This window comes from Calothrix sp. CCY 0018, assembly GCF_963920925.1.
Classification (GTDB): domain Bacteria; phylum Cyanobacteriota; class Cyanobacteriia; order Cyanobacteriales; family Nostocaceae; genus Rivularia.
The window spans coordinates 101,933-128,845 of the sequence record NZ_CAWUDI010000009.1; the positions used below are offsets into that span (position 1 = coordinate 101,933).

Genomic DNA, 26,913 nt, shown 5'->3' on the forward strand with positions numbered 1-26,913 from the left:
GTTTTCTAGGGAGCGAGACGCTCCCACTACTTTTTCAAAACTCGTTACCCCCTACTCCTTATTTACCAATCCACTGAATATCTAACGCTCAAAGTTCTACCTCTTCCAGCGCTATAAGAGCTATTGCTTGCTTGTAATTGAGAAACTACGGGAAAATATTGATTATCTAAAAGATTTTCAACGCCAATTTGCAATGTCCCCGCACCCATTTTAATGCTACTGATGTAGTCTAATACAAAATAGCTGTCTACAGGTCTTCTACCAAAACGGGTATTATCTGCAAATAAGTCTCGGTTTCCTGAGAATAATGCTTGTAGACGATTGCTCCATCCTGGTAAAGTTTCATTCTCTACATAAGCTGTCAGCTTTAATGGTGGAATCCGAAATCCATCTAAAGCACCATAGTTACCATCATCATTAATATCAATTTCACCTCCGGTTAAAGTAAGCGTGCCGCCTAAAGCAAATCTGGGACTGGGTTTTACGTCGAGGGCTGCTTCTAGCCCATATATCCTTTCCGGTGCGCGGATAACTGTTCCTGGGGCTGTGAAGGTAGTACCCAATTCTGATTCGTTGTAGAAAGCTGATAAGGATGCTTGAACTTTATTCCATCTACCCCGCAAACCAATTTCATAATTGTCTACTTTCTGAGGTTCCGGACTTAATGATTCTACAGAAAAGCCTGGTGGTGCGTTGCGGAGTGCTAAACCAATATCTGAAAGGGAGAATCCTTGAGAAAAGTTAGCAAATACACTTACATTATCAGTAAGAGAGTATACTGCTCCGGCATTAAATAGAGTTGCATCAAAATCGAGGTCGCCACCCTCTATATTTACATCGGGATTGGCTAAAGTACTAAAGTCCTCAACGCTTACGTCGGAGTTTTCGTACCGTACACCACCGTTTAAAACTAACTTTTCGCCAACATTCAAATTTAACTGAGCAAATATTCCCAGACTGCTTAAATCCAGAGGTGGAACCCAAGTGCGATCGCCATTTTTACGAAAAACCAACCCTCCACTCGAATCAAAAATATCTCCATCGAATGTAGAGACTATCTGAGATGTTTCTTCCTTGAAATAATCTGCACCCCATAGTAATTTGGCTTTTTCCCCATCAAATAAAGGAGTTTCTATCTGTAAGCGTCCCCCATATTTTTCCGAATCCACTTCTGATTGAATGATTTCGTTACCCAAACTAGCAAAAGCTCGACCATCAAAAGGGAAGAATCTGGTGAGATAATTTCGATAATATGCTTGAGCCTGGACTTTACTATTTAACAAATTGTCATGATTGTACTGTAAATTTAACAGCGTATTTTCATTTCCTGGAAGTTCGTCTAAACTTAGTCCTTCAATAGCGCGAGCCTTTTGTCTTCCCTCTATAGTATTAACAGTGGGGTCGCTAGCAATATCTGTATCTTGCTTTTCGTCGAAGCGATTAAATGTCAGTTGCAATCGTTGATAATCGTCAAAATCAACACCTAACTTTCCGAATAAATTAATACTGCGAGCATCGGCGAAACCGCCTTGACCGTTGGGGTCGGAAGGAATTTTGTCTCCTTCTGCATCGAAATAGCTCCCAGTATTAGTGAATGAAATATTACCAGTAAAATCAACTTTACCCTCGTTGACAGAAATTGTATGTTGTAAATTTGTCCCGAAACTATCTTCTTCCAATTCTCCCAAAGCAGCATTTACACCGAACTCTGTTTTTGAAGTCAATCTATCTGTATCTGCTCGTCGGGTAATTATATTAATCACACCACCAGTTGCACCATCACCATAAATCGCACTCGGACCGCGTACAACTTCCACTCGTTCGATTGCAGCAGGATCGATTGTTTTCAAATCTCGGAAAGCGTTACGACTTGTAGATTGAGGAACCCCATCAATTAAAACTAAAGTATTGCGTCCTCGCAAAGATAATCCAAAATTACTACCGCTTTGAGTCGGAGGTGCTAAACCCGGAACTGATTTACCCAGAATTTCGATTAAATTACGCGATAATCTAGTTTGCTGTTCGATTTCCGAACGATTAATAACCGTTATTGATCGCGGTACTTTTTGAATATCTTGCTCGGTTCGGGTTGCAGTTACTACTAATTCAATTGGTTGATTATTATCCTCTGTTTGAGAAGTGGTAGGTTTTTCTGGTGTTGGTGATTCCTGCGGTGGTGGAGTTGCTGCGGGTTTTTCCGGTGTTTGAGCCGTAGATGCTGTTGGCTTTAATCCAAAAATCAAACCCGTACTACTATCAAATAACTCAACTTGTGGTGAAGCTGTTTCTCCCGTTACTTTTACCTGAATAGTATTAGCATCTTTATTAATTACTTCTATCTCGCTAATTCCCTGTATCGGCTTGCTAACCGTAAATGCATTTCCTTCAGACACGCTGAGTTGAGCGTTAGGGATTTCTGCAATAAAATTATTACCCTGACTGCGATTTACAACCTGTAAACTTCGAGCCGAAGTTGTTTCTAAAATTATTTCTACACCTTTATCCGTTTGATTTAATCTGACCCCACTTACTCTAATTAATTGCGTTGCGTTGTTATTTACTGGTGGTGAAGATTGTGCGAATTTGCGAGAATTACTTTCGGGAAGCACCTGCTCAGCTTGAGCGAGATTGTTTCCCCATACTCCCATTACACTAGTAAATATAAGAATTTTCAGCAATTGGTGTAATTTCATTCTTTCCTCACACAAGAAATAAAATATATCGGAATCAGTTTGATTTTGAATAAGTTTAAGTAACGCACCAATTACTTAATAACGAAGCGTTAGGCTGTCGCTAACACACAAAATCTGCGCTAACGATAATTTTTGAGACAGTTAAGAATTATTTTCAATTATTTTCAATTACATTACACCAAATTTGGCGTTAAAGTCTTATTCCAAACGAACTATTTCTTATTCCAAAGGTACTTTTTTCTCTTTCCCTATATAACGCGGACAAATACCGAATTTTTTGCGAAAAGCCGCACTAAAAGACGGTAAGCTAGCATAACCAACGTTATGAGCGACTTGAGTTACACCCATTTGAGTATCCGTCAGTAACAGTCTGGCTTGCTCCATGCGATAATCGTGCAAATATCCAAAAGCAGTAGTTCCAAAACAAGCACGGAATCCTTGCTTGAGTTTCCGCTGATTCAAGCCAACCTGACGAGCTAATTCTGGTAACGAAGGGGGATTCTCAAATTGAGCGCGTAAAATTTCTTTAGCTTGATAAATTCGCTCAACGTCATTCGCTCTAATAACCTGGGACAAACAATGTTGAGAATTCTCCTCAGAAAGCACTTCTTGCAAACGCATAGCAATTAATTCTAATGCTTTAGCTTCCAAATAAATTTTTAGAGTTGCACCTTGATAGGGACAATTTAAAATTTGATGCAAACAAAGCTGCATCTGGGGTGTTGTTTTACCGGAATTAAAATAAAACTTTTCGTCTTTCCCTTCCAAAAGCTGGTTTAATTGAGAAGGAGTTTTTTGGTTATAATCGCTTAAATAACTTCCTAAAAAATTCGGTTCAACATGTATATCAACCTTGAGGATTGGAGAATTCGCAGACCATTCTTGAGTTCCACTTAAACAAGGTCCTATCGCAAAGAAATTGTCACCATCTTGATGATAGTTTCCATCTACTAACTGACGCTTTCCTTGGAGATGAAAAGCAAATTCAGGTAAAAACTTTTGAGACGAAATCGTTTCAACAATATTATCTACAAATTCCAACTCGTGAATATAAATAGATATACCAGAACGCAGAAAAATTTGTTTTTGATAACCCTTTCCTAAATTATTAGAAAAACTCCAAATGCGTTCGTGCTGATTATTATTTGGTTGTTTCTCTTCCTGCCAAAACTCTTGCCAATTATGGTTTGAGACAGTAATTGTCATGTCAATTTTATATATTCGGATATTATCTAAACCTTATTTATACCGCAATATGAGATAAAAAGAAGGTTCCGCAATATACATAATTATTCAAAAACTGCTAATATTACCTTTATCGAGAAAAATTACTCGGTCGGCACGATTAAGCAACCATTCGCGGTGCGATACTATTAAAATAGTCGGTTGCCACTCGCAAGTATTTTCTTTATTTAACAACCGTGACCACAATTTTTCTTCTGTCTGCACATCTAAAGCGCTAGAAATATCATCAAATACTAGTAATTCTGGCTGACGAATTAAAGCACGAGTAATAGCAGCACGTTGCAACTGTCCACCGGAAAGACGCACCCCTTTATGTCCGACGAGGGTTTCTAAGCCTAAAGACATATCTGTAACATCTTCGGTAAATACAGATGTGTAAAGTGCTTTTTGTATATTATTTTTTGTCGTATCCCAGCCCATAAGTAGATTATTTCTTAGAGTTTGGCTAAATAATTGCGGAATTTGAGATGTATAAGCGCTGCGGGGAGGTACAAAAAAGTTTGTCGGGTTATCTATTAAGCAACCGTTCCAGTAAATTTTACCTGATTGTAGGGGTAATAATCCTAATAAAGTCCGCAATAAGGTTGTTTTCCCCGCACCAATACCACCAGTAATTACAGTTAAACTACCTCTCGGCAAAGAAAAGCTAATATTTTCAACTCCTTGGTTAGTTCCTGGGTAATGATAGGTCAGATTTTGAATAGTTAATTCTTGCAGTGATAATTGTATTGATGAATAATTTAGGGATGTTTTTATTTGAGGTAGTTGTTGCTGTTGTCCAAAAATATGATTCAAATAAAGTGGTTGGGGAGCGACTAAACTCAAAGCTGAGTTATTCTGATTTTCAACTAAAGCTGTCATTCGTTCAAAGGATACCTCTGTCTGCTTTGATGAAGCGATAAATTCTCCTAAATAGGTCACAAATTCAGTTATAAAAGCCAAATAATAAACAAATAAAGCAAAATCTCCGACGCTTAAATCGTTTGTACTTTGTTGCAGAGAAGTTGCAGCAGTAAGTAAAATAATTCCCGTGCCTAAATTCACTAAATTTTGAAAATTAGAATTTAAAATTGCTGCAAATAATTGGTCTTTTAATATGGCTTTTCGTCGTTGTTCGTTTAACTGTTGAAAGTGACTAATAAGTAAAGTTTCCGCTCCAGCGACTTTAATCGCTTGAACTGAATTAAATATTTCCCCTATCAAACCCGTGACTTTCTCAGTAGCGATGCGACTAGCACGACGATAGCGTTTAATTTGCTTCTCCATTTGTTGAATTACAATAATGACTAATACTAAAGGTAGAAAAACTAAAATAGTCATTTTCCAGTTAATATTAGCTAGAATAATCAAAGAAATAAAAGCAAATATACCAGCATCCAAAATTTCCGCAGTTCCTACAATATTATCTTCAATCAATTCGATATCATCGCGGAAATAGCTAATTAATTCTCCCGGACTTACAGGTAAAGACATTGCACCGGGACGCTTGAGAATAGTTTGTAGTAGATTATGACGTAATAAAGCACTCATAGTGAAGCGGTGTTGAGTTTTTGTCAAGCGACCAATAAAAATAAATATTACCCTTGCCAATCCAATAGCTAATAAAAATATTATTAATGTTGTGGGAGAAAAGTTATATCTCGATTCACCTGTAAGAGTATTAAAAAATTCTCGAATAATTAATCCTGGTAATATAGGAAGCCCCAAAATAAATAACCAAAAAAAAGCATCTATCAGATATAGTCTGGGAGTATAGCGAATCATTCGCCATAAAAGTTGCCAAATATTGGACTGTTGATTTGAATTCATATGATTTTTAGGATTTTCAATATAATCTTCTTCCTAATTAAAATTGTTGTTTAATTACGATGGTGCGTGACGACAATATTAAGGCTTTAAGTTGTGTTTTCTAAATTTCTCATAGCCGTCACACATTAGGCTGTTGACTTTGATAAAATTTCCGCCTGCTTCATTCATACAAGTTTTATGCCGGTAGCAACCATAATCTTTCTCCCTCACCCCGCCCTGAAGGGCACCCCTCTCCCAAGCTTGGGAGAGGGGAGGGGGAGAGGGATAACACGTTTTTTGCATGATTTCTTACCCCCAAAAAAGGTATAGAGTCAACACCCTAGTCACACACCCTACAAATACTGCTCTTTCTAATTCTTGTTTGATGATTGGATGAGTAAATTTTGTACCTGCTATGCCTAAACATTCAGCTTTTATATATTACCATCTTACGTAATTAATGATGATGTTTTTGTTAATAATTGCGAAAGATGTGAGTCAATATTATCAATTAAATCTTGATATAAACCATATTCAATAATGCGTCCATCATCTAACATTAATATTTGATTTGCTCGTTGTAGAGTTTTTAGACGATGGGCAATAATTATTACCGTGCGGCCTGTTAATAATTTATCAATTGCTACTTCTAAGTATTGTTCGCTTTTTGAGTCGAGACGAGAAGATGCTTCATCAAGAATTACTAAACTGGGATTTTTAAGAAATACTCTTGTAAAAGCAAGTAATTGTGCTTGTCCGGCAGAAAGTCCACCACTTTCTGATGTTAAATATGTGTCTAATCCTTCTGGGAGAGAATGTAACCATGTAGTTAAGCCTAAATCATCTAAAACATTAATAATTTGTTCGTCACTAATAGCTGAATTGAAGAAGCTTAAATTATTGCGTACTGTGGCTTGAAATAATTGTACATCTTGGGTGACAACTCCAATGCGCTGCGTTAATTCTTTTGTAGATATTTGTCCTATGGGAATATTATTTAAACGAATATTACCTAACTGCGGTTGATAAAAGCGTAATAGTAAGCGGGTAATTGTGGTTTTTCCGCTTCCGGTACGTCCTAGAATTCCTAAGACTTGATTTGGTGCTAACTTAAAGCAAATATCATTGAGTATCCATTGATTTGAATTATTATTATCTATATTATTTAAATCTTCATAATTAAAATAAACCTTCTCAAAATCTATTGATAAAGCACCATCATCAAGTACATTACCAATAATATTACGATCAATTTCTGGCGATATTTCTAATAATTCTTGAATCCGATAAATACTTGCTTCCGCTTGTTGAAAATCTTCTAATTGTTCGCGGATTTTTTCTATCGGTTCTTGCAATAAATTAGTATAGTAAAACAAGATATATGCCGTACCAATAGTAATTGCCTGTTGATTCCATAAATAAGCAGCTATTCCCAAGGCTAAAGCATTACCTAAAGTAAATAAACCAACTGTAGTCCCCCATAAAGTAGTTGCTGCTAAACGAGCTTTATAGTAAGTAGATTGCCAACGTTGCTGAAATTGATGAAAGCGGTACATTACATAATTTACAGCACCATTTGCCCGGATATCTTCTAAACCAGCGATATGCTCTCCAATAAAACCGAAAAACTCAGCGGTGACTTGACGGTAATTAGTCCAGGGAATGATTGCTAGGGGACGCAAACTTACCAAGGTAGTGAGTGCGATCGCGCTAAAAATACTCAAGCAAGCACCAGCAAGCCTATTTTGCCAAAAAAGCACTATCAATATACCCAAAAGTAAAATAATATTGCCAATAATATCAATTATGAATTGCGAGAAAAAACGCGACAGAGCGTTTACATCACCATCAACTCGTTCGATAAGTTCTCCAGGTGTACGAGATTTATGGAAAGAAAAATCAAGGGAAAGACAATGGGTTACTAAATCGCTGCGGAGAGCATTTGTAGCTGTCCAAGCAACATTTTCACCTAGATATTTAGCACAGATAGAAAATAGTTGAGTCAGAAGTGCAACAGCAAGAAAAATAAAAGCAGCAATGTATAGTTTTTGAGTGGAACCACCAGCAACAGCAGTATCAATAAAATAGCTAATAATTTGTGGGTTGATTAGTTGTAAAGCAATAGTAGAAAGTAGAGTCAAACTTAGCCAAATTACTCGTCTTCGTTGAGGTAAAAGATATTTTTTGAGCAGATTAGTATAGGCTTTAAGGGAAATATTCATAATTAGTTTTAGAATTGTCTATCTAGAAGTACGATAGACATAGTAAAAATTAAAAAATGAATTTTAAATAGATTTTTTAGCTTCTGGTACTGGTGGAATCCGCACAAGTAAATTTGATTTAAGTTGTTCTGGCATTTTTGCAGGTAAAACATAACCATCTTCACTTTGTTGATATAGTTCGCGGAATTTAAACAAGTCGGAAACAATATTTTGAACGGGTAAATCCACAAAATGATATGTATACTTTCCCGGACAGGTGAAAGTGACACAACAAGGACGATTGCACGTCCATAAACAACCTACTGCTTCGATATTAAGATTGCATGCTGAATTTTTTTGTGCTTCTAATAATTGTAAAAGCAGTTGATTACCTTCAGCACGTTCGTCTGCTTCTTCGTGGTCGATAACAGCACTACATGATTTACAAACAAATAAAGTATGAATCATAGCCATCGGATTTATAAAAATTATTGAACCGAATTATCAAACTCTCAATTAAGGTGTGTTGACTAGATACTTGAACAAATCATCAATAACTGCATTTGCAGATAAAACACCACTTCCAATCCAATAATTTGGAACTGTATAAACTTTGTTTTGCTGCACGGCTTTTAAATTTTTCCATAGTGGATTTGACTTGAGTTGTTCTAGTTTCTTTTCTGCTGCTTGAGTTTCTTGAGAAGTATTTTCACCTGTCAAAATAAATATAAAATCGCCGTCAGCTTTTTCAAACAATTCATTACTAATAGAAGTTTGAATTGGATTGCCAAATAGTTTTTCGGCAACGGAAGCGGGGATATCTTGAGATTTGGGACGTGATAATCCAGCATCCTGTAAAACTATGCCGCAGAAGGAATCACGTAGATAAAGGTTGATCCTATCGGGATAAACTCGCACTACAGAAACTTTGATTTTTGAGGGATTATTACCAATTTTCTGCTTAAATTCTTTTAGGCGAAGGTAATATTTATCCATTGCTTGTTTGGGGGCATTTTCTCTACCTAATACTGTACTGACTTTTTGAAACATATCTTTCCATTGACCGCTATGTTCAAATTTAAACAGTACTGTTGGTGAAATTTGTGAAGCTTGGGAATAAATAGATTGTTGGTAGTCCAACCCCAAAATCAAATCTGGTTTGAGAAGCAGAACACTTTCTAAACTGGGTTCTCCAACTTGTCCAATGTTTTCCACACCTACAAACTCATCTTTCAGATTGGATGACAAGTTAGAGAAAACACTACCAACAGGTTTAATTCCTAGCGCGATCGCATTTTCAAAACTTGTAGGATCGATAGTCACAAGTCGTTCAAACTTTTGGGGAACACAGGTTATTCCACTAGCGTGTTTGACATTGCGACAAGCTGTTTTTGCTCCTTGAGAATTAGCTGGTACGTAAATATCGTTGTTACAGGCTACAGTCAGGAGTAAAGTGCAAAGTGTCAAGAGCGCAAATTTCCACAACCGATTTGCCATTAATTCAAAACTTTTTACACGTAGATGGGCGATCATATTTTAGATAATTAACTGTATTGGGCTAAAACTCTATCGCAAACGTCGCGGAAACTCCAAAAGGTTTTCCGGGATTAACCCCACCTCCTACATAGTCATAATTCGCTGAACTGAAATAATCGATATCAAACAAGTTTTCGATATTCAATTGAGCACGCCAGTTATCCCGTTTATAGAATAAAGCTGCATCGGTACGAAAGTAGCTGGGAAGCTTATAGGTATTATCTAAATCCCGTTGGCGAGATCCTACATAAAACAGCCCCAAGCCAAACCCCAATCCTGCAAAATTACCTTTTTGAATTTCGTAAGTTGTCCATAAGCTGAGTTGGTTTTCTGGTACACCAGGAAGCTGATTTCCTTCAATATCGGTGTTGTCTTCACTCACAAAAGCGTCAAGGTAAGTATAGGCTGCTGTCATTTTCCACCCCGGTGAAATTTCCCCTCCCAAATTCAGTTCAACCCCGCGACTGGTTTGTTCTCCGGTTTGGATCGAAAAAGCAATATTATTGGGGTCAGTTGTACTTATATTTTGTTTGCGAATCTCAAAAGCTGCTAAAGTCAAGCTCAGTGTATCTGATAAATCTGCCTTAGCACCGACTTCAAACTGCCGTCCGGTTTCTGGCTCAAAAGGCTCACCATTATTACGACTTGCTCCAAAGGATGGAGCAAACGAGCGTGTATAAGATGCATAGAGCGACAGCGGTTGAATTGGTTGGTAAACAATACCGAATCTAGGCGACCAAGCACTGTCAGTTTGCTCAAATTCTTCCCTTGGTTCGCCTAAATTTCTGACAGTACGAAATTGGTCGGCACTATCATAACGAATACCTGCCAACACTTTCAAATTGGGCAGTAAATCAATTTGGTCTTGCAGATAAATACCTATCTGTGTTACTTTGTCGTCCCGGAAAAATTCTGGAGCAATTTGGTAAGGTCTTCGAGTATAAACTGGATTGAAGACATTAATAGATGGATAAGGGTTACTAAATTGAAAACTTGGATCTTCAGTATTACGACGATATTCAGCACCAAATAAAAGTTTGTGTTGAATTGAGCCAGTTTTGAATTTACCAATTACATCTGCATTTGTGAAAAACCTCCGATAAGTTCCCCCAGCAGCATATTCTGTACGAGAAAGCTCACCCGTTGCTTCGTCAAAGCTATCATATAAAGGATTATATCTGAGAGGATCGTACTCTAAGTATTGCAGAGCGTGTCTTACTGACCAATCTTCGTTAAATTTATGATTCAGCGTATAGCCGATATTAAACTGATCCTGCTCAAATTCACCAAAATCTTCGCCAAGAAACCGATCTCGGGGAACATCAACCACACCATCACTGGTTTCCGCAAGCCCCAAATCTATAGTTTCCCGCTCGGTGACGTATCGTGCGTAAACGTTTAAAGAGGTATCAGGGCTGATATCCCAGGTTACAGTTGGTGTTATGGAAAAGCGATCGCCATCTACAAAGTCGCGGAAACTACCATAGTCATCGTAGGATGCATTTAAGCGATACCGGACTGTTTTTGAATCATTCAACGGTCCAGATAAATCGATAGCTCCTCGATAGGTATCAAAACTTCCCACTGTAAAGGAGGTAGAGTAGTAAGGTTCAAATAAAGGTTGCTTAGAAACCAAGTTGATAATTCCACCAGGTTCTCCTTGACCGAATAATACAGAAGCCGGACCTTTGAGTATCTCAACACTTTCGATATCGCTAGTACTTAATACTCCTAAAGAAGTGGTAGGAATGCCATCTCGAAAGATACCACCGTCAACATTAAAGCCCCGAATTTGGAAGCCTTCTCCAAAGACACTCGAACCCCTTGCGCCAAGAGAAGTCACACCACCTGCGGTTTCTAAGGCATCTGTAAGTTCTGTGACGTTACGATCTTCTAATACTTGCTTCGGGATCACCTGAATCGATTGGGGGATATCCCGCAATGGTGTATCAGTTTTAGTAGCAGTTGAACTATTCGGAACCCGATATCCGGAACGCTCACCACTCACCAACAACTCAATTGTTTCATCCTCCTGTGATGGTTTCTGAGACGGAGTTTCACTAGCAGGTTTTTCTACTTCTGATGGAGTTTCTTCGGGTTTAGAGTCCGGTTTTTGTGCAGTCGAAGCAGCAGGTGCTAATCCAAAAATCAAACCTTGTCCGCTATCAAATAATTCCACCTTGGGTAATGCTGTCTGACCAGTTGCGGTTATTCTGACTGTATTCCCATCTAAATTAGTTACCGTAATTTCAGTAATTCCCTCTACAGGCTTTTCCGAACTAAATTTAAACGCATCACCCGTCGCTTGCTGTAATTGAGCATTGGGAATATCGGCAATAAAGTTATTACCACTGCTGCGATTTATTACCTGTAACTGCTTTGCAAGAGAAGTTTGTAAAACTATTTCTAAGCCGTTATCCGTGGGGTTGGCTTTGACTCCGGTAATTAGTACAATACCCCCTTGATTATCCTGCTCTGAATTAGATGGTTTTTCTTGTGGTTGCTGGGATATTTTCCTGCTTTTATTTCCAGTTTCCGCAAAAGCAGGTTGTATCATCAGCACAAAAACAGATGCTGTAAATATTAACCCCCAAACCGATTGTCTTTTAAATCCCACGATAAATTTTTCCTCACACCATAATTTACAGACATTGCAAATAAATACCAAAAGCTTCGATGCTTTTAATAATTTTTCTCAATTAGTGTTATTAATCTGCATGATAAAGGATTCTGAAAACTCTCATGACTCAAAGACGGATTTTTATGACTCGAAGACGGATTTTTTAGAAATTATTTACAGAGCTTAGTGTTATTATAAATACTGGGGTTAACACCAAACTTACGTTTAAAGGCAGATGAAAAATGACTGCGATTTGCATATCCAACTGCTCTGGCAACTCCTGCAATTGTTAAATTCCCTTGTTTCAATAATTGTCTTGCTTGTTCCATCCGATACTGATGCAAATAACCAAATACTGTAGTCCCAAAACAATGATGAAACCCAATTTTTAATTTAAAATCATTTAAACCTGCTTCTCTTGATAGTTCTAGCAAAGAAGGAGGATTGTGAAAGCGAGCAAGTAGGATGTTTTTTGCTTGATGAATGCGTTCAATATCTTCTTTGTTGAGTTTATTTGCACGAATTTGAGTTTTTTTATCCGGTTGCAACAGTTCTAAATGTAAAGCTAGTAATTCAAATACTTTGCTTTGCAAATACATTCGTTGCGTGAATCCCTGGTAAGGACAATTGATAATTTGTTGTGTTACCAATTGCATTGCAGGACTTATTTTTAGATTAGGAAACCAATTTTGCCAATCTTTTCCTTTTATTAATAGTTGTAATTCTGGAGTAATTGGTTCTGAAGAATCACAAAAAAATGATGTTAACAAATCGGGTTCAATATGAACATTAATACCGAAATTTTGCTGTCCGCCTTTGTAATTCGATATTCCTTTTGCTGCAATACCATTACCGCAGAGACTGCTTTCACCAGCTTTAACATGAATCTCTTTCTCCTTTTTATTACCCCAAAAACCAAAATTACCTGCAAGACGAATATCAAATTCTACAGGGTGTTCTCGCACGGGCATTTTTAGACTTAAATCATCCTGCAATTCATAGTCATAAATCTCTAACAACAGTCCGTTACTAAATGTAAATTCTCGCTGATAGCCCTTGCCAAGAGCCTCGGGGAACTGGTATAAATTTTCAAACTCGTTTGATATTATTGGCCTTTTTGATTCTAAAATGTCCCAATATTCCGTCTTTGAGAGGGTAATCGTCATATCTAGTAGATTTACTAAAAATATAATTAGATCCAGTATTATTGATATTCTCTCTCATTTGGTGACATTTTTTTGGTAACGTAGGTGACATAACTGCAAAAGTATTGTACACACCGATTGTAATTACATTTTTTGTCGGCTTTTAATAAATCTTTACTAAACGAACAATTTAAAAGCTTAAAATATTTTTGACAACAGAACTTCAAATAATTAACATGGAATTATCAGTTTATTTTGTGAAAATATGACTCTTAGCCTTCGTAATATTTATCCGCTCTCGGAATTTCAACGTGGTGCAAAAGCCTTTTTGGAGAAGCTCCGGGGAAGCAAAGAACCCATTGTTCTGACTGTTAATGGTAAAGCATCCGTGGTTGTTCAAGATGCCGAAAGCTATCAAGAACTGCTCGATAGACTGGAACTTTTAGAGACAAGCGCAGGAATTCGTAAAAGTATCGAGGAATTCGAGCTTGGTAAAGGTATGTCTTTAGACGAAGCATTTGAGCAACTACGAGATAAATATGACATACCAGGTTGAAATTTCGCCGACTGCGGTTGCTGACATCGAAAAAATATTTCTGTGGATGCGGGAAAATTCTTTAGATCAAGCTCATCGATGGGTTAGAGGATGCTACGAAATCATGCTAACTTTGGAAAGTTTTCCTACTCGTTGTCCTATGTCACCAGAAAGCGAGTACATGAATATAGAAGTACGACAGCTACTCTACAAAAAGCGCTTCCGAATTTTGTTCACTGTTACTCAGACTTCAGAGGAAGATGAGGGGATTGTTCGCATTCATAGAGTTCGTCATGGTTCACAACAGAGGTTAGGTGATTCTAAAGAGTTATTAGAAGATAGCGATGAATAAATCTACAGGAATGGCCGCAATCGTCACAATGTCCTGTTGGTGCGTTACACAGGCTTCATGTTATCACTACGTCCAAAGCAATTCAAAGTGTCACAGCAACGGCAATAATGCGGGAAGAAAATCTACACCGCATTTTGCCTCCCCTACGAGAAAAATATGCCAGTTGCGTAAGTCCTAATCTAGTCAAAATCGATACTGTTACACAATTTAAGATTATTAAATCTTTGTTTGCTTTAGCTACTAGTCCGACTTGGGTATTAATTACTCGATTTGAAGACAGATTTATTAAGAGAATTCGCGTAGCTCCTCCCGATACTTTGCAAAAATTTAAGCATTTTCGACAAGGTATTTAAACAAATCGTCAAGAATTTTATTAGCTCCTAAAGGACCTCCTGCATACCAAATATCTTCATCTACTTCATAAACCTGTTTATTTTTAACGGCTTTAAGTTGCGACCATATAGGATTTTTCAAGTAAGATAATCGTTTATCTTGAGATTCATTAATCACAAATAAAACATCTGCATCATAATCATTTAACGATTCTATACTCAATTCTAAAAAACGTTCTTTTTGATTATTTTGAATTGATATCCGCTTTAATCCTGCGTCATCAATAATTTGATTAAATGTAGCGTCACGACTTAATGATTTGATGTTTTGTCCTGTAAATCCTATTACTGATATTTCTATTTCTTCTAATCGCTTTCCCATAGATTGCTGAAATTGTTGAATCCTTGCTTGATATTGATTTAATACTTGTTTGGCTTCTTCTTCTTTATCTAATACTTGGGCAATATAACGAAAATTATCCTGAAAAGAAGAGAAACTTCCCCAATCAATCAAGACTGTAGGAGCAATATTACTAAGTAGATTATAAATATCTTTTTGATATTCTCTTCCTAAAATCAAGTCTGGTTTGAGCGTCATAATTTTTTCTAAAGAAGGTTCAAATGCAGTCCCGACTTGCGGAATATTCATTACTTTATCGTTGCTTATACCGCGAAATAAAAATCCTTCTTCGGGTGGATAAGTTGCGACACCAATTGGTTTGACTCCTAAAGCTAGTGCGGGGTCTAAAATAGTAGAATCATGTAAAGTAATAATGCGTTGGGGAGAGTTGGGAATTTTTGTTTCTCCGGCAGCGTGTTTAACTATTCGTACATCTGTAGTAGATAATGGCGTAGTTGTTGTATTGCTAGAAGTTTGCAAATTATATTGACAGCTTGAAATTGCAATTGTTGCTATTATCCCTAATAAAAATAACTGAAATACTTTATTAGGTAGGAATAATATATTTTTGCAAAAGTTGAAGATAATTATTATTTTTTTGCAGTTATTCATACTAGTTATTTTTAAAATATTTTCAATAAATTTAATTGAATGAGATTAAATAAACAAATAATATTATGTTCGGCTAATTACTTACTATATGACTCTGTGTTAATCATTTATTCCCTATTACCAATTACCTATCCTTAATTTATTAACTGTAATCAGGCACAATAATTTCCACATCCCGCAATTTCCGGAATCCATAACCAGCTAAACCAATTACTACACCAAAAAAGGCAAATAAAGTATATTGAACAGCCATCCCTGCTCCAGAACCAGTACTAAACCAATTTCCCAATACAGATGCTAAACTGCCACCAGGTTTCATTGCTGGGGAAAATACATAATCAGCCAAGGGACCCGAAACTGCTAACCCAATTGGTGAAGCAATTTGAGAGATTAAATAACGAGCAGCAAACACACGTCCTTGCACTTGTGGATCTACTTTAGAAAGCCAAATTGCTTGATTGGAACTACTAATAAAAGTCCAAAAGAAAGCCGTAAAAAAGCCAGCAATAATCCAAATCGATGGTGAATTACCTAAGCCAAAAACCATCATGCTACCGTAGCTAAATATTGTACCTAACAAAAACCCGTGGATACGACGTTTAAAACCACCCCAAATACTCAACAATAAAGCCCCAACTATCCCACCAATTCCAATTGCAGCTTGGATAGTCGCGTACATCGCAGCATCATTATTGCTACGAGCCAAAATTAAGGGTGAATGTATACCATATAATACGGTATCAAATAAGTAGAGAACCAGCAGAAACAGCAAAATAAATAAGAGGCCCGAGCGTTTTATAATATAGCGAAAACCAAAAGTTAATTCTTGCCATAAAGTTTCAGTTGCTTGATTGGTTTTGCTGCGTTCTGGTTGAGGAATATCCACAGCCCAAACAGTAGTAATCGCGACTACAAATGTTATCAAGTCAATAGCGAATATTCCTCCTAATCCAATTCGGTAATAAAATGTTCCTGCCAGGGCTGGTGCTAAAATTGTCGAGCCAAATTGTGTTAGATGGTCGCTCATAGCACTAGCTCTGGTGTAGTGCTGTTTGGGTACAATCATTGACATGGAAGCAGAATAAGCTAATCCTTGAAAATAGCCGAATAATCCATTAATTGCTGCGGTGATATAAAGATGCCAAATTTCTAATTGATTGAGCAAAAATAAGCAAAGGATAACAATAGTAGAAATTCCGGCAACTGTGTCTCCTAACATCATTAACTGTTTGCGATTGCAACGGTCAACTAATACCCCGGCAAATATTGAGGCAATGACTCTTGGTATTTGATAAAACAACAAAATTAAAGATATTGGTGTTGCTTGACCTGTTGCTTGCCATGCCCAAAGAGTAACTGCAAAACTGGTCATTTCCGAGCCAAGAATAGATGCTACCTGACCCACCCAAATAATCAAAAAACTACGCAAACTTTTTGGTTTATTTTGCATATTTGTATTTAAAAGGTAGAACTAAAACTTATAATTTTTTATCTCTACCTTCTGTATTTGTTTTATTGAGTTAATGATTACCAACTAACGCGGTAATTAACGCTCAAAGTACGACCTCTTTCATAATTATTCAGAAGTTCGTCAAGTCCACCTCCTGCTTGAGAAAAGACAGAAGAATATCTATTATTAAGCAGATTCTGAATACCTACTTCCAAACTTCCCGAACCGATTCGGAAACTGCTGATGTAATCAACAATTAGATAGTCTTCGATAGAGACAAAATCACTACCAGCTTCAAAACCGCGATCGCGATTCCCTACATATAGTAGTTGCAATCGATTACGCCAACCCGGAGTTGTTTGATTTTCGACATAAGCAGTTAATTTCAATGGTTGTACTTCTAAGGTTCGCAGCGCATCGAAATCACCATCTTCATCTTGGTCGTCTTCTCCTTCCGTCCAAGTTAAACCCGTTCCAATTTTCCAGTTTTTCGCTGCTTGCCAATCTAGCGTCGCTTCAATTCCATAGTTTCGCTGGGGAGCGCGAACAAACTGGATAGTTCCGTCTGGTAAACCTCTAGAAGATAAACCTAAAGAGGAATAGTTAAAAAATCCAGCTAGAGTTGCTTGGACGTTATTCCAATTACCTCGGACACCAATTTCATAGTTGTCTACTTTTTGCGGCTGTAAAAACCCGACATCATTCTCGATGGTAAATCCAACGGGTAAGAAGTTGAGAACGCGGAATAATTGTGGTACTGAATAACCTTGAGCAAAGTTAGCAAAAAGACTCACATCAGGGGTTACTTTGTATACCGCACCTAGATTAAATACAGTGTCATCAAAATCTAATTCAGCGCTTGGTACTGAAGGACCGACGTAGGGATCGAAGTTGTTGTCAAGTAGAGGCGTGAATTCATCGACGCTGAAGTCAAAACGCTCGTGACGCAATCCACCACTGACAAGAAATTGCTCGCTGATATCCCACTTCAACTGAGCAAATAGTCCCAAACTACTCAAGTCAAAAGCTGGATAAAAAACGTCTTCGCCAACTTTACGCAGAATTCGCCCATCGTTACTGCTGGCATCAAAAGCTACCGGGTCAAATATTTCTCGCAGGCTATCTCCTTGTTTTTGCTGTTCATAATCAGCACCCCATAATACAGACATAGATGAAGCGAGGGGAGTATTAATTTGTAATCTACCTCCTAAAGCTTCTTCTGACTGTCGGAAGCGATTGATAGAATCACCAAAACGACCCCGGTTATCACTAGCTACACCTACCTCTTCCGAATCTCGATAATAAATTTGGGCTTGAAGTTGATTGTTACCGAACAGAGCATCGTTATTGTAGCTGAGATTGGCAGATGTACTTGTAATTCGAGGTGCATCTGTTCCTTGATAAATCTGATTTTGTCTTATAGCGCGAGTTTTTTGCAGTTCGGGTATGGTGCGAGTAATTGGGTCGGCAACGAAATTAATGTCCCGTGAGTTATTCCCGTGATTTACAGAAATTTGTAAGCGTTGGTCATTACCAATATCTAATCCGATTTTGCCTAAAATATTTGTAGATACCGTATCATCAGACGTGGCATTGTTGCTAGGAATGCGATCGCCATCAGCATCAAAGAAAGCACCGACACTATCGCGGGATATGGAAAAAACATAGTCAAAAATCTTATCTTGACCCGAAAATCCATATTGCAAGAAATTACCAAAGCTATCTTCTTCTAAGAAAGCATCTCCACCAGCTGCTGCATTAATACCTATTTGAGCAGTGGAAGTAACTCCTGCTTCTGACGGCTTTTTGGTAATAATGTTAATTACACCCCCAGATGCACCTTGACCAAAAATAGCTGTAGGACCGCGTACAACCTCAATCCGTTCAATCGCATCCGGTGAAATATACCCTAACTGAGTATTGACAAAAGAATTCCCTTGCTGCGGTACCCCATCAATCAAAATCGACACCGGACGACCCCGCAAGGTTTGAGCATTACCAGCGCGGTTAAGAGAATTCGGTGGTCCCAAACCCGGAACTGTTCTACCTAAGATATCTCCCAAATCGTTGCTAATGGCTGATTGTTTTTCAATTTCTTCGCGAGGAACCACTGTAATGCTGCGCGGTACGTTAGTGATTTCTTCTTCTGTACGTGTCGCTGTTACTACCAGCTCAATCGGTTCCGATAGCTGGGCTGGTTCCTTGGAAGGAGTTTCACTTGTGGGTTTTTGTGCTTCTGGTTTTTGCGTTTCTTCTGGTTTTGTTTGGGGTTTTTGTGCCGTACTAGTGGAAGGTGCTAATCCAAAAATCAAACCTTGTCCGCTATCGAATAATTCCACCTTCGGCAATGCTGTTTCACCACTTGCGGTTATTCTGACAGTATTCTCGTTTAAATTAGTAACCGTAATTTCGGTAATTCCCTCCAAAGGTTTTTCCGAACTAAATTTGAAGGCATTTCCCGTCGCTTGCTGTAATTGAGCGTTAGGAATATCGGCAATAAAGTTATTTCCACTGCTGCGATTCACTACCTGTAACTGTCTTGCTTGAGATGTCTGTAAAACTATCTCTAAGCCTTTATCCGTGGGGTTGGCTTTAACTCTGGTAATTTGTATAATATCCCCTTGGGGGTTTTGAGAAGGGTTATTTGTTGGTGTCTGTACGAGCAAAGATGCACTTTTGGCAAACTGCTTGACTTCACTTAATTGAGGAATTTCTTTGCTAGTAACATTCTGAGCAAACGTCGGAGTTACCATCAGTAAGACAGTTCCCGCACCAAACCATCCACGAAGCAACCATTTTTGAATCATTACTCTTCACACCACTATAAGTAATCTTTTGCAATAAATTAGCAATATATACACCCAAAATTAATAGCTTATTTCAACGGAGAACTACTTTCTGGAGTTTAGACTATTGAAAACTATATTCAAAAAATACAGTGAATTACTTTAGTTGTGAAGACGATTTCTGCTACTGTACGGATTATTTCAGTCACTAAACGGATTTTTTCCAGATTGATGATATAGCAATTTTAAATTTTGTATCCAACACGAAATACCTGTAGAGACGGGGCGCAGTGCTACGTCTCCAACAATTTGAAATCATCACTTCATATTTTAATTAGTTGATAGGGTGCGTTATGGCGCGATATATAATCTTGATGATGACAAAATATATTTGTTTAGCGCCTAACGCACCATTTTGATTTTATTATTTAAAACTCGGTGGTGCGTTGCGCGGAGCGACAACACACCCTACAGCTAAAGCACAATTACAAACGGGAATTTTCAAGCAGATAAAATATGATTCTTCTGATATAACTTCGGATTAACCCCGTACTTTCGCTTGAAAGCTGCTGAAAAGTAACCAGCATGAGCATAGCCGACTTTACGAGCTACTTGTTGAACGCTGATTGTTCTTTCTGCTAACAATCTTTTGGCTAATTCCATGCGGTAATCTTGTAAATATCCAAACACGGTTGTCTGGAAAACTTCACGAAAACCAAGTTTGAGTTTGTAGTCGTTTAGTCCCACTTGATGCGCTAATTCTATTAATGATGGCGGATTTTCAAAACCACGCTGTAAAATTTCTTTAGCATAATGCAACCTTTCTAAATCTTCTGAATTAAATTTCTGAGAACAAGTTTTTGTTAATTTTGGCTGTTGCGTTTGCTCTATTAATAAAGCCATTAATTCTAAAATTTTACTTTCTAAAAATATTTTCTTAGTTATTTTTTCATAGGGACACTGTAAGATTTGCTGTAATGCAACCTGCATTTGTGCCGTTGTTTTACCCTTGGAACAGTAATAGTATTCTTGGTTGTCATTTCTTACAAGATAACTTAATTGCTTTTGAATATCTGATTTATTTTCGCCGATAAAGCAACAAAATAATTCCGGCTCGACGTGAACGTTTACTATTAAGTTTTGGTGCTTGCTTGAAGTTTGACATTGCTCGTGGGGAGCAATACCACTACCATAAAAATAGTATTCACCCGCATTAGCATAAACAAACTTATCGCTACTACTACCAGAAATTTGAAAAGTAAATTCTAATAAATGCTGGCGTTCGGGACATTCTACAATTAAGTCATCGTGCAGTTGATTATTCTCGATTGCTAATTCCAATCCTTCTCGCAATTGAATTTCTCGATAATATCCTTTTCCTAATTCTTGAGGATATTGGCAAATTATATCTGTTTTATCAATTGATGAATTTTTACTTAGATGATAGCTTTGCCCCATTGATTGGTAATAATCCGATTGTGATATTTTTATAGTCATTTGTTTTATAAAATTGGATATCTATTTTTAATCTAAAGAGACGTAGCATTGCTACGTCTCTACATTTAACGGCGAATTCACAGATGCATATATAAAAACGAACAAAAAAGCCAACAAAATTGATTCAATTAATCCCGACGAGTGGCGATCGCTAAACTAGCACCCTTCACCTGTCGCACTTTATCCATAACCGCGACAATTTTTCCATGATTCACCCCTTCATCTGCATTCAACACCACCATCAAAGGCTGTTCGGGTTTAACTTTCGCTTTTACCCCTGCTTCCAATTTATCTAAAGTAATCGGTTCCTTGTTCAAAAATATTTCCCCAGCTTTATCTACAGTTAAGGTAACTCGTGCTGGCTGAGTTGCTTTCTTAGCAGAAGATGCTTGGGGTAAATTAACTGGCAAACCTTCTTGACGAGTCAAAAACAACGTTGACATGATGAAAAATGTCAAAATCGCAAATATAACATCTATCATTGGGACGATATTAATCTGCGCTGGTACATCCGCTTCATCTGGTAGACGCATAATCTTTTTTTCCTCGTTCGTAATAACGACGGTAAAGTAATTCCAATTCTCCACCGTATTCTTGAATCAACGCGATCTGTCTTTGATACATGGCTCGAAATGCATTGGCAAACATCAGCGTAAAAATCGCTACAACTAATCCCGCAGCCGTGGAAACCAGCGCTTCACTAATACCACCAGTTACATTCGCTGTTTGAGTACCTCCTACATCACCAAGATTTAAGGAAGCAAAAGAACCAATTAATCCTAAAACTGTACCTAAAAGACCTAATAACGGTGCAAGGGAAATTATAGTATCAAATATATTTTGGAAGCGTTTAAGTAAAGGTATCTCAGCTTGGGCTTCACTTTCCAATGCCAAACGAAACTCTTCCGGAGTGGGTTCTTCTAGTTCCAAAGCAGTGAGAAACATCCGCGCAATAGGCAAATCTGCATTTTTTCGCAATCCATCGATTGCACCCACGACATTATTACGACGATAGAGATTTAAGACATCTCGCACTACTTTAGTCTGACGATTATTTATTTTCAGCCAAAACTTTATCCTTTCGACAATCAGCCCTAATGCCAACACCGAAAAACCCAGTAGCGGTATCATGACGACACCACCTGCCGAGAATAGATTATTTATTCCCATTTGTAGCTCTCAAATGCATTAATGAAAGTAATTACTAATTCCTACAGAGGTAGATAATAGTAGTTATCAAATTAACTTAGAGCAGATGAGAATAAATGTCAATCGTTTCAAGGGATTAAAAATCAACAAAATTTAAGTCTAAAGGTATTTTTTTTTTGCAAGCGTGCTTTAGGGCTACTATTCCAAATACTTTAAATCCTAAAAACCCGTTCAATCAACAGTGATAGCGTTTTTTTCGCTCAAAGGATATTTGCAAACGCCAATGTAATTTAAACTGCAAATTAAAGATATATTCACGCTTACAATTGCAACATATTATTAAAGAATTATCAGAAAAGATTGATTGACTTTTACACCTAATTATTTTAGAATGGGCAATTAATGCAAATCTATATCAATTACTTTTAAACAACTATGAGCTTTTCAAGTACCGCGCTTATTGAGCGACATAGAGAATCAAAAGCTCTGAGAATTTTTCTAGCGTGCAGTTTATTAGGCTCGCTGATATTCCATCTAGTGTTGTTAGCTTCAGGGATTGGCAAATATTTATTAAACAGGGTACCTGAAGTTGAGGATGAGCCGGTTGAAATAACTCTTCTGGATACTCCCATAGAAGAAATTGAACCAAATGAAGTTGTAAAACCGAAGCCGAAGCCAGAACCAAAAAAGGTAGAGCCGAAACTAGAAAAGCCAGAACCGAAACCCGAACCGAAACCAGTTATTGATACTAGTAAAATTCAACCCAACTTAGACAGCAGTCCCACTCAGTCTCGAATTAGCGGTGGAAGTCCTGCTGCGTCAAATTCTCGACCGTTACCGACACAACCTAGAATAACTACTCCACAAGCACCACCCGTTGTAAAACAACCGCTTCCAAAACCAGAGATTAAACAACCAGACTTTAAAGCATTTAAACCATTTGAACAACCATTATCGCCTGTTTTACCTTCTGCTCCTCCTGTAGCTGTGCGGGAAAAGCCAGTTATTCCAGAACAAAAGCCAGAGCCTAAACCGGAACCAAAACCGGAAAAACCCGAACCCATCGCTAAAAATGATATTCCCAAGCCAATACCAAAACCGGAACCGCAACCAGAAATAAGAACACCACGGGAATTTTCCACTCCCGTCACTCCTCCGATAGAACCACCCAAACCAGATGAAGACTTAGAAAAATTGCTTGCACAAGAAAGAGACTCTAGAAGAACAGCGCGAGATTTTTCGACTCCGGTAACTCCTCCGAAAGAACAACCTAAACCAGATGAAGATTTAAAAGATTTGCTCGCACAGGAAAGAGATTCCAGAACAACAGCGCGAGATTTTTCAACTCCGGTGAATCCTCCGGTAGAACCACCAGCACCAGCACCTAAACCCGACGAAGGTTTGAAAGACTTGCTTGCACAACAAAGAGATTCTAGAAGAACAGCGCGGAATTTTTCAAGTCCCGTGACTCCTCCGATTGAACCACCAGCAACAAGTCAACAAGACAGCGGAGAGTTAAGAGATACTCTTTCAGGAATTAGAGAAAGCCGAGATCCAAATATTAGCAGCAACAATACAGCACCATCTTTACCCGACACTTCTAATATTGGCGAAAGTAACGATAACGCTCCTAGAAGAAGACGGGAAATTATTGGAGGTAATAATGTTGCAGCAGCACCAAATAATACTGATACTGGAACTGGTAATGGTTTGGGTAGCGGTAGTGGTGATTCGGTTGGTGACGGAGATGGAAGCGCAGCTTGTGTTAGATGTAATAGAAGTTATCCATCTTGGGCAAGAAATAAAGGAATTCAAGGAAGCATAACGGTATCTGTTGATGCTGATGCTCAAGGTAATGTTACTGATGTAACCTTGATTAGCGGTAGCGGAAACAGTAGATTGGATGACCACCATTTGAACATGGCACGTAAGTGGAAACTCAAACGTAGTTCCAATGGTAGACCAAGAGTGACGATTATTACTAAATATGAACTTCAATAAATATCGCAAAGAACTCTGGATGGGAAATCTTTAAAATGTGAATTTTGAAGATAATTAGAAGATAATTATCTTTGTTGTAGAGTTTCAATATCATGGTCTGCTACAGTACTTTCCACATTCCGCAATGATGGAATAGTAAATCCGATCACTCCCACCAACAACATACAAACAGCAGATATTACATACAACATTGCAATTCCAGCACCCTTCCCAATCCCAAATATTCCCCCAAAAATACTCTTATTATTCAACATAGGTGTAAAAACATTGTCTGCTAAAGGTCCCGCGATGAGTAAGCCCAATGCAGATAATAATTGCAGAATTAGCGATCGCGCTGCAAAGACTCTTCCCTGTACATAAGGAGCAACCTTTGTCAACCAAATTGCATCATCAGAACTACCATTCAAAGGAAAGTTAAGGGAAGAACAAAATTGTGCGGGAACCCAAATCCAAGGATTTCTACCCAAGCCAAAAACAATTTTACTCAATCCTGCACCAATCATCCCGAATAATACACCTTTTATCTTGCGTCTAAAGCCACCCCAGGTACTAATAATTACTGCTCCCGTTACCCCACCAAAGCCAGCCGCAGCAGCTAAATTCCCTAATACAAAAGTATCATTATTGGTGCGAGATAATATCATAGGAGCGTAAACGGAATCCCCAATATCGTGAGGTAGCCAAAATAATAAATTAGCGATTAATAATGCCAATAAGCCTTTCCGTGCAAAAATATAGTGTAAACCAAATCCCAATTTAGACCAAGTATTTTCTGAATCTCGATCTTGTTTATCTGTTTGTGATAATTGGGGAATTTTAATTAATAAAATACTCGTAATTGCAAATAAAAAAGTGATAATATCAATTCCAGCAATTCCTGTTAAGCCAACTATTTTATAAAGGTATCCTGCTAAAGGTGGTGCAAGAATATTGGAACCGTAACCGGAGATAAAATCCATGCTGCTAACACGGGTATAATGTTGTTTGGGAACCATCAATGCAATTGATGCAGAGTAAGCAAGATATTGAAATTGATTAAATGTACCGTTGATAGCAGAAATTAAATAAAGATGCCAAATTTGTAATTGGTTATTTAAGTATAGTAATAAGATAAAAAATGTTGATATCACGGCGACGGTATCACCCAATATCATTAATAATTTGCGGTTGTATCTATCAACAATAATTCCACTAATTGGAGCAATAATTAAACGGGGAAGTAAACCGAAAAAGCCGACTAATGTTAAAGTAGTAGCTTTCCCTGTGATTTCCCAAGCCCAAATTTCAATGGCGAAACTGGTCATACTACTACCAATAGTAGAAACAAATTGACCCAGCCAGACAATAAAGAATTTACGTAGTCCAGGAGAAATATTTTCTAAATTCATTCTTGAGTAATTTTGATAATTGAAGAAAGCGCTCTTTTCACTCTTAACCAGCGAAGGCTAGAGCTACAATTACTAAGCCCAGGTGGACTTAACTCCAAAGTGGCTTGTCAAAGACTAACTATTATCAGCGAGTGACAATAAAATTTGACGAGTCTCCTCCAGTATTATGTCTGCTGCAATCGGTCCGCGCATATTGCTCCCCCAAGTGTAATAATTAACAAAATACACCCGACCTTGTTTACTAGCTTGCATCAATTGGGTAAGGGGATTTTGTTTCCAAACATTTTTAACCCGATCCATCGCATCTTCGTGGAGGTAATCTGTGACAATCGCGATGATGATATCTGGCTCAAGTTGCGATAAAACCTCTAAAGAGATAGAAATTTCGCCAAATGCAGCTTTGTAATTTTCAGGTAATACTAGATCAAAACCTAACTCTTGAAAGAGAACTCCACTAAAGCTATTACCAGTCCTTACCTCTATAGAAGCTGGTAACTCAGAACTCGCAAACAACAGAACTCGGGGATAAGTTGCTCTAACAGCAGCTAATTCACTACGAAGATTCGCAACCTTTTGATTGTATAACTCTACAATCTTTTTTGCCTGCGCTTCACGCCCGAAAATCTGGGCAATTTTGGGAATACTTTGTTTCCAGTCATTCTCTTGACCGCTAAACAGTACAGTAGGAGCAATTGCTGATAAATTAGAATAGTATTGTCTTAGAAAGTCTTCCCCAATAATCAAGTCGGGTTTCAACCGTACAATTGCTTCTAGGGAGGGAGTATTGCGAAGCCCTAAGCTAACTGGCTTTGTGTTAACGCGATCGCCCAGTACTGGAATTTCCGAAACTGGTTGACCAATATTTTCAGCAGAAAATTCTGCATATCCAGCAGGTTGTATTCCCAGAGATAGCAAGATATCGAGCATATGCGGTCCGAGAACAGCGACCTTTTTGGGTACACCACAAATTTTAGTTTCTCCTGCATCATGTTGGATGATTTGACATTCCGATGTTGCCGACTCTTGATTCTGAGGTTTCACATTTTGGAAAGCGTTACTGTTACAAGCCGAAATCAATAAGAAAGTTATACTGGCTAAAAACAAAAGCTTAATAAAACGATGGAGCTGTTGCATTATTTCTATCCTCCAATTTTTTAATAAGTCAATGACAGTCATTTAAAAA

Annotated in this window: 20 protein-coding genes; 4 read left to right on the top strand and 16 right to left on the bottom strand. The window is 37.8% G+C overall.

Annotated features, from left to right (window positions below; genetic code table 11):
* Positions 1 to 62: 62 nt before the first annotated feature.
* The 8 genes from ACM03V_RS08990 to ACM03V_RS09025 all read right to left on the bottom strand — a co-directional run bounded on the left by ACM03V_RS08990 (position 63) and on the right by ACM03V_RS09025 (position 13,249).
* Entirely contained in the window at positions 63 to 2,693 is a 2,631-nt protein-coding gene (locus tag ACM03V_RS08990) for a TonB-dependent receptor domain-containing protein (RefSeq protein ID WP_414620423.1), read from the bottom strand.
* A 219-nt stretch (positions 2,694 to 2,912) separates the two neighbouring features.
* Positions 2,913 to 3,899 carry a helix-turn-helix transcriptional regulator gene (locus ACM03V_RS08995; RefSeq protein WP_414620424.1) on the bottom strand — a complete coding sequence of 329 codons (987 nt, stop codon included), beginning with the start codon at positions 3,897 to 3,899 and terminating at the stop codon, positions 2,913 to 2,915.
* A gap of 87 nt (positions 3,900 to 3,986) precedes the next feature.
* Entirely contained in the window at positions 3,987 to 5,747 is a 1,761-nt protein-coding gene (locus ACM03V_RS09000) for an ATP-binding cassette domain-containing protein (protein WP_414620425.1), read from the bottom strand.
* 428 nt (positions 5,748 to 6,175) lie between these two features.
* Positions 6,176 to 7,948, bottom strand: coding sequence for an ABC transporter ATP-binding protein (locus ACM03V_RS09005; protein WP_414620426.1), 1,773 nt, complete (start codon positions 7,946 to 7,948; stop codon positions 6,176 to 6,178).
* A gap of 63 nt (positions 7,949 to 8,011) precedes the next feature.
* A complete protein-coding gene (locus ACM03V_RS09010; protein WP_414620427.1) occupies positions 8,012 to 8,395 on the bottom strand; it encodes a DUF1636 domain-containing protein in 384 nt (127 codons plus the stop codon).
* A 48-nt stretch (positions 8,396 to 8,443) separates the two neighbouring features.
* Positions 8,444 to 9,394: an iron-siderophore ABC transporter substrate-binding protein gene (locus ACM03V_RS09015; protein WP_414620428.1), complete on the bottom strand. Its 951-nt coding sequence runs from the start codon at positions 9,392 to 9,394 to the stop codon at positions 8,444 to 8,446.
* Positions 9,395 to 9,485: 91 nt separating this feature from the next.
* Complete coding sequence (locus ACM03V_RS09020) at positions 9,486 to 12,080, bottom strand: TonB-dependent siderophore receptor (protein ID WP_414620429.1); 2,595 nt, start codon at positions 12,078 to 12,080, stop codon at positions 9,486 to 9,488.
* A 173-nt stretch (positions 12,081 to 12,253) separates the two neighbouring features.
* Positions 12,254 to 13,249: a helix-turn-helix transcriptional regulator gene (locus ACM03V_RS09025; RefSeq protein WP_414620430.1), complete on the bottom strand. Its 996-nt coding sequence runs from the start codon at positions 13,247 to 13,249 to the stop codon at positions 12,254 to 12,256.
* A gap of 244 nt (positions 13,250 to 13,493) precedes the next feature.
* Here ACM03V_RS09025 and ACM03V_RS09030 point away from each other — a divergent pair, with 244 nt between their 5' ends.
* From ACM03V_RS09030 to ACM03V_RS09040, 3 genes are all read left to right on the top strand, one after another.
* Positions 13,494 to 13,784 carry a type II toxin-antitoxin system Phd/YefM family antitoxin gene (locus ACM03V_RS09030; RefSeq protein ID WP_414620431.1) on the top strand — a complete coding sequence of 97 codons (291 nt, stop codon included), beginning with the start codon at positions 13,494 to 13,496 and terminating at the stop codon, positions 13,782 to 13,784.
* A complete protein-coding gene (locus ACM03V_RS09035; protein ID WP_414620432.1) occupies positions 13,768 to 14,115 on the top strand; it encodes a type II toxin-antitoxin system RelE/ParE family toxin in 348 nt (115 codons plus the stop codon). The genes ACM03V_RS09030 and ACM03V_RS09035 overlap by 17 nt, the downstream gene beginning before the upstream one ends.
* A 107-nt stretch (positions 14,116 to 14,222) precedes the next feature.
* Positions 14,223 to 14,468, top strand: a complete 246-nt coding sequence (locus tag ACM03V_RS09040) for a hypothetical protein (RefSeq protein ID WP_414620433.1) — start codon at positions 14,223 to 14,225, stop codon at positions 14,466 to 14,468.
* Here ACM03V_RS09040 and ACM03V_RS09045 read toward each other — a convergent pair.
* From ACM03V_RS09045 to ACM03V_RS09070, 6 genes are all read right to left on the bottom strand, one after another.
* The gene (locus tag ACM03V_RS09045) at positions 14,443 to 15,327 is read right to left on the bottom strand and encodes an iron-siderophore ABC transporter substrate-binding protein (protein WP_414620434.1); all 885 of its coding nucleotides are present in this window, start codon (positions 15,325 to 15,327) and stop codon (positions 14,443 to 14,445) included. The genes ACM03V_RS09040 and ACM03V_RS09045 overlap by 26 nt on opposite strands.
* A 274-nt stretch (positions 15,328 to 15,601) precedes the next feature.
* Positions 15,602 to 16,909: an MFS transporter gene (locus ACM03V_RS09050; RefSeq protein ID WP_414620435.1), complete on the bottom strand. Its 1,308-nt coding sequence runs from the start codon at positions 16,907 to 16,909 to the stop codon at positions 15,602 to 15,604.
* A gap of 77 nt (positions 16,910 to 16,986) precedes the next feature.
* A complete protein-coding gene (locus tag ACM03V_RS09055; RefSeq protein ID WP_414620436.1) occupies positions 16,987 to 19,716 on the bottom strand; it encodes a TonB-dependent receptor domain-containing protein in 2,730 nt (909 codons plus the stop codon).
* Between the two features lie 480 nt (positions 19,717 to 20,196).
* Positions 20,197 to 21,192: a helix-turn-helix transcriptional regulator gene (locus ACM03V_RS09060; RefSeq protein ID WP_414620437.1), complete on the bottom strand. Its 996-nt coding sequence runs from the start codon at positions 21,190 to 21,192 to the stop codon at positions 20,197 to 20,199.
* Between the two features lie 128 nt (positions 21,193 to 21,320).
* Positions 21,321 to 21,725: an ExbD/TolR family protein gene (locus tag ACM03V_RS09065; RefSeq protein WP_414620438.1), complete on the bottom strand. Its 405-nt coding sequence runs from the start codon at positions 21,723 to 21,725 to the stop codon at positions 21,321 to 21,323.
* Entirely contained in the window at positions 21,709 to 22,362 is a 654-nt protein-coding gene (locus tag ACM03V_RS09070; protein ID WP_414620439.1) for a MotA/TolQ/ExbB proton channel family protein, read from the bottom strand. The genes ACM03V_RS09065 and ACM03V_RS09070 overlap by 17 nt, the downstream gene beginning before the upstream one ends.
* A 414-nt stretch (positions 22,363 to 22,776) precedes the next feature.
* Between ACM03V_RS09070 and ACM03V_RS09075 the strand changes: the two genes are divergently transcribed.
* On the top strand, positions 22,777 to 24,342 hold the full coding sequence (locus ACM03V_RS09075; protein ID WP_414620440.1) for an energy transducer TonB: 1,566 nt from the start codon (positions 22,777 to 22,779) through the stop codon (positions 24,340 to 24,342).
* A 65-nt stretch (positions 24,343 to 24,407) separates the two neighbouring features.
* Here the strand turns inward: ACM03V_RS09075 and ACM03V_RS09080 are convergent, their stop codons facing one another.
* Both ACM03V_RS09080 and ACM03V_RS09085 read right to left on the bottom strand, forming a co-directional pair.
* Positions 24,408 to 25,730, bottom strand: a complete 1,323-nt coding sequence (locus ACM03V_RS09080; protein ID WP_414620441.1) for an MFS transporter — start codon at positions 25,728 to 25,730, stop codon at positions 24,408 to 24,410.
* A gap of 114 nt (positions 25,731 to 25,844) precedes the next feature.
* Entirely contained in the window at positions 25,845 to 26,864 is a 1,020-nt protein-coding gene (locus ACM03V_RS09085) for an ABC transporter substrate-binding protein (RefSeq protein WP_414620442.1), read from the bottom strand.
* Positions 26,865 to 26,913: the final 49 nt, after the last annotated feature.

What these genes read in the sequence shown, in the direction of transcription:
- ACM03V_RS09005 (WP_414620426.1), bottom strand. Translation starts at nt 7,948, where the DNA reads ATGAATATTTCCCTTAAAGCCTATACTAATCTGCTCAAAAAATATCTT.
- ACM03V_RS09010 (WP_414620427.1), bottom strand. Translation starts at nt 8,395, where the DNA reads ATGATTCATACTTTATTTGTTTGTAAATCATGTAGTGCTGTTATCGAC.
- ACM03V_RS08990 (WP_414620423.1), bottom strand. Translation starts at nt 2,693, where the DNA reads ATGAAATTACACCAATTGCTGAAAATTCTTATATTTACTAGTGTAATG.
- ACM03V_RS09030 (WP_414620431.1), top strand. Translation starts at nt 13,494, where the DNA reads ATGACTCTTAGCCTTCGTAATATTTATCCGCTCTCGGAATTTCAACGT.
- ACM03V_RS09035 (WP_414620432.1), top strand. Translation starts at nt 13,768, where the DNA reads ATGACATACCAGGTTGAAATTTCGCCGACTGCGGTTGCTGACATCGAA.
- ACM03V_RS09060 (WP_414620437.1), bottom strand. Translation starts at nt 21,192, where the DNA reads ATGACTATAAAAATATCACAATCGGATTATTACCAATCAATGGGGCAA.
- ACM03V_RS09070 (WP_414620439.1), bottom strand. Translation starts at nt 22,362, where the DNA reads ATGGGAATAAATAATCTATTCTCGGCAGGTGGTGTCGTCATGATACCG.
- ACM03V_RS09050 (WP_414620435.1), bottom strand. Translation starts at nt 16,909, where the DNA reads ATGCAAAATAAACCAAAAAGTTTGCGTAGTTTTTTGATTATTTGGGTG.
- ACM03V_RS09080 (WP_414620441.1), bottom strand. Translation starts at nt 25,730, where the DNA reads ATGAATTTAGAAAATATTTCTCCTGGACTACGTAAATTCTTTATTGTC.
- ACM03V_RS08995 (WP_414620424.1), bottom strand. Translation starts at nt 3,899, where the DNA reads ATGACAATTACTGTCTCAAACCATAATTGGCAAGAGTTTTGGCAGGAA.
- ACM03V_RS09025 (WP_414620430.1), bottom strand. Translation starts at nt 13,249, where the DNA reads ATGACGATTACCCTCTCAAAGACGGAATATTGGGACATTTTAGAATCA.
- ACM03V_RS09085 (WP_414620442.1), bottom strand. Translation starts at nt 26,864, where the DNA reads ATGCAACAGCTCCATCGTTTTATTAAGCTTTTGTTTTTAGCCAGTATA.
- ACM03V_RS09065 (WP_414620438.1), bottom strand. Translation starts at nt 21,725, where the DNA reads ATGCGTCTACCAGATGAAGCGGATGTACCAGCGCAGATTAATATCGTC.
- ACM03V_RS09055 (WP_414620436.1), bottom strand. Translation starts at nt 19,716, where the DNA reads ATGATTCAAAAATGGTTGCTTCGTGGATGGTTTGGTGCGGGAACTGTC.
- ACM03V_RS09075 (WP_414620440.1), top strand. Translation starts at nt 22,777, where the DNA reads ATGAGCTTTTCAAGTACCGCGCTTATTGAGCGACATAGAGAATCAAAA.
- ACM03V_RS09040 (WP_414620433.1), top strand. Translation starts at nt 14,223, where the DNA reads ATGCGGGAAGAAAATCTACACCGCATTTTGCCTCCCCTACGAGAAAAA.
- ACM03V_RS09000 (WP_414620425.1), bottom strand. Translation starts at nt 5,747, where the DNA reads ATGAATTCAAATCAACAGTCCAATATTTGGCAACTTTTATGGCGAATG.